Origin of the sequence: Rossellomorea sp. NPDC077527, from assembly GCF_044542955.1 — a bacterium.
In the GTDB taxonomy this organism is placed as follows: domain Bacteria; phylum Bacillota; class Bacilli; order Bacillales; family Bacillaceae_B; genus Rossellomorea; species Rossellomorea aquimaris_E.
Genome location: NZ_JBITVL010000001.1, coordinates 191116 through 204756 on the forward strand (window position 1 = coordinate 191116; position 13641 = coordinate 204756).

Sequence of the window (13641 nt, forward strand, 5' to 3'; positions counted from 1 at the left end):
ATGAGAGTTTGGATGATTCTATTTATCTCTAGCCATACTAATGAGTGGAGGTGGATTCAATGAGGGATAAAAAAGAAACGGAAGAACTACGAATGGACACACCACTCAATCCGGAGTTTAAGCTAAATGAGCGAATTCGTAATACCAGCCAGGTGTATGTACCGGGAGAATCGTTGGAGGAGCATCATGCGATAGAGGATGCGAACGAGTTCATCGCAGAAAAGATAATCGACCAAACGATTGAAAATGGATAGGAGATGAAAGAATGACTAAAAATAATTTTCCATTTGCAAACTTGTCTGAAGATACTTTGGTGAAAGTAAGGAATATGGAAAACGAACTTCGTCAGGAAACGAATGACGATATTGTGTTAATTGCCTATAAAAATATGAAACAACACCTTGAAGGAGGAAGATAAGATGGATAAAGGAAACAAAGATATGCCCGACTTCAAGCAATTAAATGATCGTGTCATAGCCGAAGAACCGAAGGGCCCTTTTTTCGCAATCAAAACAAATATGGATACGCAAGGAGTAAAAGATAACCCCTACGCGACAGAAAAAGCGAGTCCTGAACAAGAGGAAAAATTACAGCAATTTTTTGAAGATGAAGAGTTATAGAGGTAAGAATCAACTACATAAAGAAACGCCCATCTAAAAGATGATGGGCGTTTCTTTTGAATTTATTTCATTGAACGGAACTGTTCACCAAGTAATTCTTTAGACACTTTTGGCGCAAGCCACAGCATTGGGAGCAGAAGGATAGAGACGGGAACAGCCGTGACCACGATAAAGTTTTGGAGTGCACTGACACTACCATCACCTATATAAAGCAGGATCGCCGCGATGGATCCCATCAGGATTGCCCAGAATACGCGCAAGGACACTTTGGGATCTCCTTCACCCGAAACCGCCATGGCAATCGTATAAGACATGGAATCCCCTGTCGTGACAACGAAAAGAATCGTCAATAATAAAAATAACGGTGAAATAATCCATGAGAGTGGAAGCTGATTGGTGATCGCAATCATGGCGGCAGGCATTCCGCCACTCGTTAATTCCTGTGAAACACTTCCTGGATTCTGCAGTTCATAAAATATCCCTGAACCCCCCACAACGGTAAACCAGAATGTGGTGACAATGGGAGCGATAATCGCAATAGCCAGTATGATTTGACGGATTGTCCTGCCACGGGATATGCGGCTGACGAGAATGGCCATCATCGGTCCATACCCTATGAACCATCCCCAGAAAAACACGGTCCAACTTCCCAGCCAGTTCTTATCTGAACGGAATGTGCTGAGCTGAACAAAGTGATCTGCATAAAATCCGAAAGAAGACACAAAGGAATCAATGATGAATCCTCCAGGACCGAAGAATAAAACAAATAGAATCAATCCAAAGGCCAATCGTACATTCACATTACTCAGGATTTGAATCCCCTTATGAAGGCCGGTGGCAGCAGATACGGTCGATACGATCACTAAACAAATGATAATCGCAAGCTGAGTCGAGAACCGGTCTGGTATACCGAATAAAGCGGATAGTCCGTAACTTGCCTGTAAACCAAGGAAGCCAATCGGCCCGATTGTACCTGCAGCCACGGCAATGATGGCAAATGCATCGATAAGGGTTCCGAGGACACTCTTTTTAAGTTTTTCCCCGAAGATCGGATACAGAAGGGTCCGGGGTTTCATCGGCATCCCTCTGTGGTAGTGCCCGTACATCATAACGACGGCACTCAAAGTCCCTAAGATGGCCCATGCGAGAAAGCCCCAGTGCATATAGCTTTGCGCCAGGGCCGGCATGATGGCTCCCGGGGTCAAGGCATTGATTCCTTCATGCATGGGTGGGACGGTCATAAAGTGATACATAGGCTCAGCTGCCGCCCAGAACACCCCTCCGCCTGCAAGTAAAGTGGCCATGATGATCGATAACCACTTAAACGTTCCTATTTCCGGTTTTTCCATATAACCTAATCGGACACCTCCGTATTTTGAGAACGCCAGATAAAGTGCTACAAGGAAATGTACCAGCATTAGTACTTGCCAGAAAGCCCCAAAGTACTTTGAAGACCAGGCGAAACCTTTATTAACAAATGCAGTGACGCTGTCCAAACTGATGAAAGCGGCGATGACGAAAAGAATGAGCAATCCACCACTGATAGCAAAGACAGGCCAATCAATTTTTGATGTGTGATGCGTTTTAGACATATATTAAATACTCCTTTATTTTTTCTTTGAAAAACACAAGTTCCAACTATCTCACAGGTGAAAAAGAGTTGTAAAGGATATAGAAAGAATTCAAAAAAGGCAATTTCTGTCACGTGATAATTTTGAAAATTACATCTTTTCACCGGTGAAAAAAGGACTATACTAAAGAGGAAGGATAAAACAAAAACTGAAAAAGGCAAACTTGTTGAAAAGCAAGGACGCAAAGCTATGGGCCTAATCGATTCGAATGGTCGCCAAGCTGCCAGGCTCCTCAAAAGAGCCAAGGCTCAGGAAGAGGAGAATGAAAGATGAGTAGATGTTTGAAATGGGTTTGTATTTGTTTGATCATGATGAGTATGATTTCTTACCCATCAACTGAAAAGGCAGCTGGTGTAGACATGAGAGGGAAAAGTACGTGGCTTTGGAATACAGTGGAAATCGTCACACAGAGAGAAGAAATCATCGACTTTTTTAGATCTCATCATGTAGATGAAGTATACTTGCAAGTGAATCCGGCAGTTGAAAAGGAATACTATCACCAATTTATCGAAATGGCGAGTGCTGAAAATATACACGTATATGCATTGGACGGAGCACCGAAATGGGCAACCTTAAAAGGACAAACTTCCCTTAATGCCTTTTTTGATTGGCTCTATGCGTACCAGCTTGAAGCAAGTGAGGCTCAACGATTTACAGGGGTTCATTTGGATGTAGAGCCTTACCTTTTACCCGGGTGGACAACCGCTTACGGGAAGACGGTGTTGAATTATCAAAAGATGGTAAAGGTAGCGGTAAATCGTTCTCATTCGCTTCAACTCCCATTAGGGATGGACATTCCATTTTGGTTTGATGGGAAAACATACAATAATGAATTTGGAAAAGGGAATCTTGCTCAGTGGGTCATTGGGCAGACAGAAGAAGTTGGTATCATGGCATATCGGGATCTGGCCATTGGAGAGAACGGGATCATAGAACTTGTCAGAAATGAAATGGATTTCGCCCAGTCTGCAGGAAAAAAAGTGAAGGTTGGAGTGGAGACAGCTCCATCTGCTGAGGGGAATTTCCTGACCTTTCACGAAGAAGGGGCGGCTACCATGCTTGATGAGCTTGCGCTGGTTGATGCGGAGTATGAAACCCATTCTTCCTACAAAGGAATCGCCGTCCATCATTACGGGAGCTGGAAGGATTTATCGGAATAAGAGAGGAGGATTGAATGATGTCGAAAGTAGCATTGGTTGCAGGGGGAACCGGCCTGGTCGGTTCCCATCTGACGGATATCCTGCTAAAGAGTCCGGAGTATACAAAAGTGATTTCCTTTGTTCGAAGGGCTAGCGGTTTGAAGCATGAAAAGCTGGATGAACGAATCATTTCGTTTGATGGGATGAAGCTTTTGCCTCATGAAGAAGTGGATGATGTGTTCTGTTGCCTCGGTACTACGATTAAAAAAGCGAAGACGAAAGAAGCATTTAAGAAAGTGGACTATGAATATCCCATTCAACTCGGTAAGCTTGGAAAAGAACATGGAGCAAAACAATACCTCGTCATATCTTCCATTGGTGCAAGCACGGGTTCTTCATTCTTTTATAGTCAGGTGAAAGGGAAATTGGAAGAAGGCTTAAGGGAACTTCATTATCCCTCCCTTCACATTTTCAGACCCTCCCTTTTATTGGGGGAGAGACAGGAATTCCGTCTTGGAGAAAAAGCGGGTGAACTTTTCTCCAGGGCCGTCCGTCCGGTCATGGTTGGCAGGTTGAAGCGGTACAGAAGTATTTCAGGCAAGCAGGTTGCGTATGGGATGTACCGCGCAGCCATAAGCTCAACCAGTGAGAAAGTAACCATCCATGAATCAGATCAAATTCAACAGCTTTAAAAAAGGGGGATACCATGAAGAGAATACTGAGAGGACATCATCTTCTGTGTACTCACGGATTTAAAGGCATGGGGTACAGTCCTGAATTTGTTCAGAAGATGGCTGAGATAGTGGAAGACATACGCAACGACAACATGGACTTTCCCATCCAGGTCGTTCAAGCTTTCGATGATGCCTGTGGCGCCTGCCCTCATAAAGGGGAATCAGCATGTGAAAAAAGTGTCGCCTCCAATGACCATGTCCTTGCATTAGACAGCAGGGTGCTGAACCACTTAGGAGTGAAGCACGGTGAAGTTTATTTGAAATCCGAATTGATCAACGCAACGGCCCAAAAGGTCAAACCTGAAGATCTTGACCATCTATGTAAAGGCTGCTCCTGGCTGGAGTATGGAGTGTGCAAGGAAGGGATCGGAGCATTGCGGGAGAAAGTGTTGGCGTGAGTTCTTATAAGAATGTAGTTTTAACAGAGATAGGCTGGGACAGAAATACCTTAGTCATAGAAAAATCCGAACGACCATTCGAAATCGTTCGGATTTTTTATTGTTGTTGAAAAAGCATAAGTCATTAATAAAGCAGGTTCTAGCTGTTGATTGGAGTGCAAGACGAAGACTCCTTCCGCCCGAGGAAAGCGAAGTCTTGCACGGAAATCGGGCGGCGGTGTTACAAGAGACCGAACACGGTCATTAGATTTTATAAAAATGTCTTAAAGCATTCATCAAATGCTTCAACGCAGGGTCCTCATCCAGATTCCCCAGCATCCCTCTGATGACGACAGGGCGGGTTTCGTCCTTTTGTATTTCTTCTTTTATGACTTCCAGTGAAATCCGGATATTTTCATCCTCAGCCACTTCAAGCGCATCCTCGACCATATGAATGAGGGTCGACTCGTTCATTCGGGCAGAAGACGTGAAGTCATTGACGAGATCGTCCAGCTTTTCAAAGGAAAGAACTGGTTCATCCCCGCTTTTTATTAATCCTTCCACCAAGTCATCCGTACGTTTCAATATGAAATGAGACAAGTAGGAAAAGTCCAAATCGATTTTATCAAGCATGACCAACTCTAAATATGAATGGAAAAATCCTTGAATCATCATCGTGATATCCCAGAAATACGGCTCAATCTTTTTTCCGTAGATCCCAAATAACCTTCTTTTATAATACCGATGGGTGTTCATTTTCATCTCGCTGAGAAGATCATGGATTTCATCGTTGAACGGCATGGCGTTCTCACGAATCTGCATAATGATGAATTCTTTATGTTTGCATATTTCAATGAGCTGACATTCTAATTGTTTTTGGAATTTCTCGTAAGGAGGTATATCCTCGTTTTCTATTTCATTCACTTTGTCCGTGATCATTTTAAAATAGTAATTCATGATAGCCAGCAGCAGTGCTTCCTTTGATTTGAAATAAAGATAGAATGCACCTTTTGATATATCACATTCGCTCACGATTTCTTGAACGGAGGTAGCGTTGAATCCCTTCGTGGCAAAGAGCTTAATGGATGTCTCGATAATCAATTTTTCTTTTTCTTTCATACTTTCCTCTCCTTGATAAACTCCTTACGTATATTATGACCGATTGGTCACAAAAAATAAACCTTTTCTTTTGTAAGTATATTGACTTATGACTGAGTGGTCAGTTATATTAAAATATGTTATGACTAGTCGGTCAGAAATAAAGAGAAGGGATGAATACACGTGAACAGTATTATTAATTTTGTGCTTAAGAATAAGTTTGCTGTTTGGCTAATGACGATCATTGTCATTGTGGCAGGCTTATATTCAGGATTTAATATGAAGCTGGAAACTTTACCTAACATCAACACACCGATTGTCAGTGTGACAACCGTGTATCCTGGCGCTACGCCGGAAGATGTTGCGGACAAGGTTTCTGAACCGATTGAAAAACGTTTGAAGAATTTAGATGGAGTGAATGTAGTCAGTTCCACCTCTTACCAGAATGCTTCAGCCGTCCAAATAGAATACAAGTTTTCAAAGGATATGGATGAAGCCAAGACCGAAGTGGAAGAGGCTCTTTCCGATCTACCATTTCCAGATGGAGTCAATGAGCCGGAAGTTTCAAGACTTAACTTCAACGCCTTTCCAGTCATCGCCCTTAGTGTAGCTAATGAAGAACAGTCATTGGCGCAATTAACGTCTACAGTAGAAGACACAATTGTTCCGGAACTTGAAGGAGTGGACGGGGTAGCTTCTGTACAGGCATCAGGTCAGCAGGTACAAGAGGCTCAGCTTGTATTTGATGAAGAAAAACTGGCGAAGTACGGTCTGACAGAAGAGACGGTCCAAAATATGATCAAAGGCTCGGACGTAACGGCTCCATTAGGACTTTATACGTTCAAAGACAGCCAGAAATCCGTTGTGGTCGACGGAAATATTACGACGATTGAAGATTTGAAAGAAATGAAGATCCCTGTAACTCCAAATACAGGTGGAGCTACGGCGCAAGGACAGCAGCCGTCCGCGCAGGGGCAAACACCGCAAGCACCTGCGGGCATGAAGATCCCTACCATTCAACTTTCAGATATTGCTGATATTGAATTGATTGGGAAAGCAGAATCCATTTCAAGAACGAACGGAAAAGAATCCATCGGCCTTCAAGTGGTGAAAACAGCAGATGCCAATACGGTGGATGTTGTCAATGCGGTCAAAGAAAAAATCAAAACATTTGAAGAAGACATTGATGGTGTAGAAATCATTTCTACTTTTGACCAGGGGGAACCGATCGAAGAATCTGTCAGCACCATGCTGAATAAAGCCTTATTCGGTGCCGTATTCGCGGTCATCATCATCCTTCTGTTCTTACGGGATATCAAATCGACGCTCATTTCAGTCGTATCGATTCCACTGTCTCTATTAATCGCAATTTTACTTCTGAAACAGATGGACATTACGTTAAATATCATGACCCTTGGGGCAATGACGGTCGCCATCGGGAGGGTAATCGATGATTCCATTGTTGTGGTAGAAAATATCTATCGAAGAATGTCACTGAAAGGTGAGATTCTGAAAGGAAAAGACCTGATCCGTGAAGCAACGAAAGAAATGTTTGTTCCGATCGCGTCTTCCACAATTGTCACGATTGCTGTGTTCCTTCCGCTAGGACTTGTTCAAGGAATGATCGGGGAACTATTCCTTCCATTCGCCTTAACGATCGTGTTTGCTCTACTGGCTTCCCTTCTTGTAGCCGTTACGATCGTACCGATGCTTGCCCACTCCATGTTTAAAAAGGGTGTAGGCAAGAAGCACGTAGAGAAGAAAAGCCGTTTAGCGACTTGGTATAAGGGCGTATTGAACTGGACTCTGAATCATAAAATCATCACGTCGATCCTTGCAATCGCTATGCTGGTCGGGAGCTTATTCCTAGTACCATTGATTGGCGTCAGCTTCCTTCCATCCGATGAAGAGAAGATGATCATGGCGACGTATAAACCAGAACCTGGTCAAACAGAAGATGATGTCCAAAAAATCGCACAGGATGCAGAGGAGTATTTCCAGGACCGTAAAGGGGCTGAAACCATTCAGTACTCTGTCGGCGGTGAAAATCCGATGAGTCCGGGAAGCAATAATAATGCCATCTTCTACGTTCAATATAACGACGACACAGAGAATTTCTCAGAAGAAAAAGAAAAGGTCATCAAAGATCTGCAGAAAGCAACTGACAAAGGGGAATGGGCTTCACAGGACTTCTCTGCAAGTGCCGGCAGCAATGAAATTGTCGTGTATGTGTACGGGGAAACCCTGAAAGACATCGAACCGGTTGTCAACGATATTCAAGACATGATGAAAGACAAGAAAGATTTCAAAAAAGTCGGATCAAGCATTTCTGAATCCTATGATGAGTATTCGTTCGTCGCAGACCAGGAAAAGCTGAGCGAATTTGGTCTGACAGCAGGTCAAATTGCCATGGAGCTTGGTCAGACACGTCAGCGTCCGGTCCTTACGACGATTGAAAAAGACGGCGAAGAAGTGAATGTCTACCTGGATGTTGAGAAAGAAAAGTATGAAAGCATCAACGACTTGACGGATAAGACCATCCAGTCACCACTGGGTGTGGAAGTTCCAATTAAAGACGTTGTTGAAGTTCAAGAAGGGAAGACGTCTGATACCGTTTCGCGACGGGACGGAAAAGTCTTTGCTCAAGTGAGTGGAGAACTGAAAACCGACGATGTGTCGAAAGCATCTCAAGATATCCAGAAAGAAATCAAGGATATGGATATTCCATCCGGTATCGATGTGAACATGGGCGGGGTAACAGAAGATATCAAGGAATCCTTCACACAATTAGGTTTAGCGATGCTTGCAGCGATCGCGATTGTCTACTTGATTCTTGTCATCACATTCGGCGGCGGTCTAGCACCATTTGCCATCCTGTTCTCACTACCATTCACGATTATCGGAGCGTTGGTAGCGTTATTGATTGCAGGAGAAACGATCAGTATTTCGTCTATGATCGGAGCACTTATGCTGATCGGAATCGTCGTCACCAATGCGATCGTGTTAGTCGATCGTGTGATTCACAAAGAAAACGAAGGTCTATCCACAAGGGAAGCCTTGCTCGAAGCAGGTTCCACCCGACTTCGTCCAATTCTCATGACGGCCATTGCCACAATCGGAGCCCTGTTCCCATTGGCACTCGGTCTTGAAGGAAGCGGATTGATCTCGAAAGGACTCGGTGTAACCGTTATTGGTGGATTGACCAGCTCGACGCTCTTAACGCTTGTCGTTGTGCCGATCGTGTATGAAACTTTGATGAAAATCAAAGGGAAGATTGGTAGACGGAAGCGGAAAGCGGTGAAAGAATAGTTTAAGAGAAAAGCAGTCCTTTAGTGGGGCTGCTTTTTTTATTAGGGGGGTCGAGGGTTCTTTATGGGAATTTTCTTTCAGTTGGACAACTTTTGTTTGGGCTGGCACGAGGAGGACTGGGTTGATGTACCAATATATGGATAAGGGTTCGACTTGATTCCGTCCACTATGGGGTCTGCGAAAAAAGAAGGTGGCCCAATAAGCGCATATGTAACTGAAAAATACCAGTGCTGCTCTCGTACAAGCGAGGAATTCTAAAAGGAATGGCAAAAAAGAAACCAACAAAAAATAAAAGTTTTCTAAAAATTATATTGATTCCCTCAAAAGTCTGCACTATAATAACAATTAACGAAAGCGCTTTCGATGAAGAGGAGACAGTAATGGTTACAATCTATGACTTAGCAAAACGAACTGGTTTTTCCAGTACGACAGTATCTAAGGCTCTTAATAATTATTCCGACGTGAGCCAGAAAACAAAGCAAAAAATTCTTGATGCGGCGGCAGAAATGGGCTATTTACCTAACGCTCATGCTCAGTCCTTGTCGACGAAGAAGTCCTGGACGATCGGAGTCATGTTCGCAGAGGACAATGAGGTCGGCTTGAAGCATCCGTTCTTCAGCGCCCTTATTGAAAGTTTCCGCAAATTTGTGGAGCGGGAAGGGTATGATTTAATCTTTGCTTCTCGTAATCTTAGAAATCGGGATACGAGTTATCTGGAGCATTTCTTATATCGTGCTGTGGATGGGATCGTCGTGATTTGCTCGGATCCAAGCGATCCTCAGGTTCAGGACATGATCAATAGTCATGTGCCGATCGTTGTGATCGATATGAGCAACCAGAACTGCAGTGTAGTCTACTCGGATAATATTGAGGGTGGAAGGTTGGCTGTTGAGTACCTTCATTCACTGGGGCATACAAGAATCGCCCATATTTCGGGCGATCCTTCAATCGATGCCGGTGCACAGCGAATCAAAGGGTTCACGAAAGGGATGGAAGAGTCGGGATTGCCCATACAAGAAGGGTATCTTGTGAACGGTGGCATGTTCTCCATCGAGGAAGGAAAAACGGCGATGGAAAAGCTTCTCTCGCTTGAAACAGTACCTACCGCAGTCTTTGTAGCTGGTGACCATATGGCGATCGGTGCCATGGAAGCCATCAAACAGAATGGCTTAAGCATTCCTGAGGATATTTCCATCATCGGATATGATGACATCGAAATGGCTGCCTACCTCACGCCAAAGCTGACTACGGTCAAACAGGACACGGACCGAATCGGTATCCGTGCCGGACAATTACTGATGAACCAGATCATCCAGAAGAAAAAGCTGCTTACGACCGAGGTCATTCCGGTTGAACTTATCATCAGAGAATCTTGTGCACGACTAAAAGAAGAAAAAAAGATATAATCTTATATTTTTTTAAGATAGTTCGAAACCGGTTTCGGACTTTTCGAGTGAAAGTGAACGAAACCGATTTCGTATCAATATTTTCAAATGAAAAAAGGGGGATTATGATGAAGAAAGTTCTAGCATTATTCATGACGTTTGTACTAGTGGCTGGAGTGCTTTCCGCTTGTTCGGGAGATTCCAAGTCATCCGGCAGTTCCAAGTCGGATAAAGATGTAGATTTGAAGGTATGGTCATTCACGGATGAACTGAAGAAACCCATCACGAAGTTTGAAGAGAAAAACGGTGTAAAAGTAGAATTGACGATCGTTCCGATTGCCGACTACCCGACGAAATTAAAGCCGGTTCTTGAAAGTGGCGTAGGAGCACCGGACGTATTCACGGGAGAAATCGCGTTCCTTAAACAATGGGTGGACGCAGGTTACTGGGAAAACTTATCAGAAAAACCATACAACGTAGATGAAATCAAAGATAAATATGTACCTTATGTATTTGACTTAGGTAAAGATAAAGACGGAAATGTAAGGGCTTTATCATGGCAGACAACACCGGGCGGAATCTATTACAAGAGAAGTATCGCGAAAGAAGTGCTTGGTACTGACGATCCAACCGAAGTAGGTAACATGATGAATTCAATGGACAACGTTTTTAAAGTAGCGGAAAAGATGAAAGAGAAAGGCTACAGCATGTTCCCTGATGAAGGATCCATCCGTTGGTTCGCTCAGGGAGATAACCCGCAACCATGGGTGAACGATAAGAATGAATTGCAGTTAACAGATCAAAAGATCGAATATATGGACTCTGCTAAGAAATTACGTGAAAACAGCTATACAGCGCTTGCAGCTGAGTGGTCTCCATCATGGTTCGAGGCGATGGATAAACCGATCAAAATGAAAGAAAACGGCAAGGAAAAAGAAACACAAGTATTCTCTTATGTTCTTCCGACTTGGGGACTTCACAGTGTTCTTAAAACGAACGTCAAGGAATCTGCAGGTGATTGGGCAGTGACGAGTGGACCAAGCCCATACTTCTGGGGTGGCACATGGTTAGGAGTTTACAATAAATCTGAAAACAAAGAACTTGCGTATGACTTTGTGAAAATGATGACACAGGATGATGAATTCCTGACAGATTGGGCGAAGGAAACTGGGGATGTACTTTCTTACCTGCCTGTAACGAACAAAATCAAAGATGATTTCAGTGACGAATTCCTTGGTGGTCAAAACAACTATCAATTCTTCCTGGAGCAGGCGAAAGATATCGAACCTGGTATCGTAACGAAATACGACCAGCAGCTTGACACGTTCTATGGAAACGCTGTTCAGCAATACGTGGACGGTAAAAAATCCAAAGAAGATGCAATTAAAGAGTTCTATAAAAAAGCACAAAACGCATATCCAGACTTGAAAGTACCAAAAAACTAAGTAGTAAAATTTAAGGGCAGGCGGCATGGATTCACGCTGCCTGCCAAATCTAACAACTAGGGGGGCTGGGGAATGAAAAAAGTAGATCGCTATGGTTATCTATTTATTGCCCCATTTTGGATCATCTTTTTAATATTCAGTATTTATCCCGTTGCACTCACATTTTATTACAGCTTTACAAACTATTCCGGGAGCGGGACCGCAGAAGTGGTCGGTCTTGCGAACTATACCCGATTACTCACAGACAGCTACTTTGTAGAAGCGTTTTTTAACACCTGGAAAATCTGGGGTGTCAATTTTGCCCTGCAAATCGGTCTTGCCCTTATACTCGCATTAATCTTCTCTGATATGAGAATGAAGTTAAAAGGTTTGGCATTTTTCAGATCGATCTTTTATTTACCTAATTTAATCACCATTAGTTCTGTTGCCCTTCTGTTTGGGATTCTACTGGACTGGCAGCACGGATCATTAAATATGATTCTATTAAATATAGGTCTTATATCAGAACCGATTAATTGGCTGAACGAGCCCGCGACTGCACAGCTTTCCGTTTCCCTGATCCTCACCTGGATGTGGTTCGGCCATTCGTTCATCGTCGTCATGGCGGGTGTTTCCGGAATCTCTAAGGACTACTATGAAGCTGCATTGATTGATGGGGCAAACAGGTGGCAAACCTTTACGAAAATCACGATTCCTTTATTAAAACCGATTTTACTTTATATCATGATCACATCCTTGATCGGAGGCCTTCAGCTGTTTGATCTGCCGATGCTCCTGACAGATGGAATCGGTTCTCCAGATGGATCATTAAATACCATGGTTCTGTATCTATACAATCAGGCATTCAAGTTTAACAATTACGGATATGCATCAGCTGTCGCATATGGATTGTTTGTCATTACCTTGATCTTCTCGGCGATTGTCTTCAAAGGGATGTATGGAAATGAACGCAAACAAGCAAGGAAGGTGTAAAGCATGTTGGGAAAAACAGCCGTTGAAAAAGATGTACCGACCCAGAAGGTAGAGAAGTCAAAGCCCGAACTTCTTCCACATGAGTCGAAACTAAAGACCAGAAATACCATTGTGAAGAGCATCATCTATATCCTGCTTGTCTTGATGGCGATTGTCTGCTTCATTCCATTCCTTATGATGCTTGTGAACGCCACAAGGTCAAATGAAGCGATCCTGTCAGGTTTCACCCTGATCCCAGGCAGTGCCTTAATGGAAAACTATTCGACGATGATGGAATACGTCAACATTTGGTCGGGGTTCAAGAATAGTCTGATCATCTCTGTCCTCACGACTGTTTTATCAGGATATTTTTCCGCTTTGACTGCTTATGGATTTGCGTTTTACAGATTCCGAGGGAAGAATTTCTTATTCGTTTTCATGCTTGTGATGATGATGGTCCCAGGACAGTTGGGACTGATCGGCTTTTACGAACTGAGTAAGAATCTGGGGATCCTGGATTCCTTCATTCCACTGATCGTTCCGGCGATTGCCAGTCCGTTTGTCGTCTTTTTTCTCAGACAATATATCCAGACTACCCTTCATCCAAGTTTAATAGAAGCAGCACGTATTGATGGGGCGAGTGAGTTCAAGATTTTCCATACAGTGGCGATTCCGATTATGATGCCGGCAGTCGCGACGATGTCGATTTTCACATTCATCGGATCATGGAATAACTACATCATGCCGCTCGTCATCCTATTCTCGCCTGAGAAATATACGCTGCCGGTCTTAATGGGATTCTTAAAAGGGTCTCAAGTAGCACAAAATTTAGGATCAATGTATTTAGGGATTGCGATTTCCGTTGTGCCAATCATGATTGCCTTCCTATTCCTATCAAAATATATCGTAAACAGTATTTCAGCAGGATCAATCAAAGAATAGAGGAGAGAAT

General features: G+C 43.4%; 13 protein-coding genes and 1 riboswitch. Of the genes, 11 read left to right on the top strand and 2 right to left on the bottom strand.

Translation table 11 applies throughout. The features are described 5' to 3' along the window. Positions 1–59: 59 nt before the first annotated feature. Genes ACIGG7_RS00875 through ACIGG7_RS00885 form a run of 3 tightly spaced genes read left to right on the top strand, consistent with a single transcriptional unit; the run spans position 60 to position 620 of the window. Entirely contained in the window at positions 60–254 is a 195-nt protein-coding gene (locus ACIGG7_RS00875) for a hypothetical protein (protein WP_224941977.1), read from the top strand. Between the two features lie 11 nt (positions 255–265). Continuing rightward, the gene (locus ACIGG7_RS00880) at positions 266–418 is read left to right on the top strand and encodes a hypothetical protein (protein WP_397548411.1); all 153 of its coding nucleotides are present in this window, start codon (positions 266–268) and stop codon (positions 416–418) included. 1 nt (position 419) lies between these two features. Beyond that, positions 420–620, top strand: a complete 201-nt coding sequence (locus ACIGG7_RS00885) for a hypothetical protein (protein ID WP_224941979.1) — start codon at positions 420–422, stop codon at positions 618–620. A gap of 62 nt (positions 621–682) precedes the next feature. Here ACIGG7_RS00885 and ACIGG7_RS00890 read toward each other — a convergent pair whose 3' ends face one another. Further along, positions 683–2212, bottom strand: a complete 1530-nt coding sequence (locus tag ACIGG7_RS00890) for a BCCT family transporter (protein WP_397548412.1) — start codon at positions 2210–2212, stop codon at positions 683–685. Between the two features lie 185 nt (positions 2213–2397). Next, a riboswitch (cyclic di-GMP riboswitch) is annotated at positions 2398–2479 on the top strand. 41 nt (positions 2480–2520) lie between these two features. Between ACIGG7_RS00890 and ACIGG7_RS00895 the strand changes: the two genes are divergently transcribed. Genes ACIGG7_RS00895 through ACIGG7_RS00905 form a run of 3 tightly spaced genes read left to right on the top strand, consistent with a single transcriptional unit; the run spans position 2521 to position 4522 of the window. Beyond that, positions 2521–3411: an amidase gene (locus tag ACIGG7_RS00895; RefSeq protein ID WP_397548413.1), complete on the top strand. Its 891-nt coding sequence runs from the start codon at positions 2521–2523 to the stop codon at positions 3409–3411. Positions 3412–3425: 14 nt separating this feature from the next. Continuing rightward, the gene (locus tag ACIGG7_RS00900; protein WP_224941981.1) at positions 3426–4082 is read left to right on the top strand and encodes an oxidoreductase; all 657 of its coding nucleotides are present in this window, start codon (positions 3426–3428) and stop codon (positions 4080–4082) included. Between the two features lie 14 nt (positions 4083–4096). Beyond that, positions 4097–4522 (top strand): DUF1284 domain-containing protein, encoded by a 426-nt coding sequence (locus tag ACIGG7_RS00905; RefSeq protein ID WP_397548414.1) that lies wholly within the window; start codon positions 4097–4099, stop codon positions 4520–4522. 243 nt (positions 4523–4765) lie between these two features. On the opposite strand, the gene ACIGG7_RS00910 is transcribed toward ACIGG7_RS00905, so the two are convergent. Beyond that, complete coding sequence (locus ACIGG7_RS00910; RefSeq protein WP_397548415.1) at positions 4766–5620, bottom strand: TetR/AcrR family transcriptional regulator; 855 nt, start codon at positions 5618–5620, stop codon at positions 4766–4768. A 162-nt stretch (positions 5621–5782) separates the two neighbouring features. Here ACIGG7_RS00910 and ACIGG7_RS00915 point away from each other — a divergent pair, with 162 nt between their 5' ends. The 5 genes from ACIGG7_RS00915 to ACIGG7_RS00935 all read left to right on the top strand — a co-directional run bounded on the left by ACIGG7_RS00915 (position 5783) and on the right by ACIGG7_RS00935 (position 13631). Next, on the top strand, positions 5783–8908 hold the full coding sequence (locus ACIGG7_RS00915; RefSeq protein ID WP_397548416.1) for an efflux RND transporter permease subunit: 3126 nt from the start codon (positions 5783–5785) through the stop codon (positions 8906–8908). Positions 8909–9288: 380 nt separating this feature from the next. Next, positions 9289–10314: a LacI family DNA-binding transcriptional regulator gene (locus ACIGG7_RS00920; RefSeq protein ID WP_224941985.1), complete on the top strand. Its 1026-nt coding sequence runs from the start codon at positions 9289–9291 to the stop codon at positions 10312–10314. A 107-nt stretch (positions 10315–10421) separates the two neighbouring features. Beyond that, positions 10422–11738: an ABC transporter substrate-binding protein gene (locus ACIGG7_RS00925; protein WP_224941986.1), complete on the top strand. Its 1317-nt coding sequence runs from the start codon at positions 10422–10424 to the stop codon at positions 11736–11738. Between the two features lie 72 nt (positions 11739–11810). Then, on the top strand, positions 11811–12710 hold the full coding sequence (locus ACIGG7_RS00930) for a carbohydrate ABC transporter permease (protein WP_224941987.1): 900 nt from the start codon (positions 11811–11813) through the stop codon (positions 12708–12710). 144 nt (positions 12711–12854) lie between these two features. Further along, on the top strand, positions 12855–13631 hold the full coding sequence (locus tag ACIGG7_RS00935) for a carbohydrate ABC transporter permease (protein ID WP_397549074.1): 777 nt from the start codon (positions 12855–12857) through the stop codon (positions 13629–13631). The last annotated feature ends 10 nt before the right edge of the window (positions 13632–13641 follow it).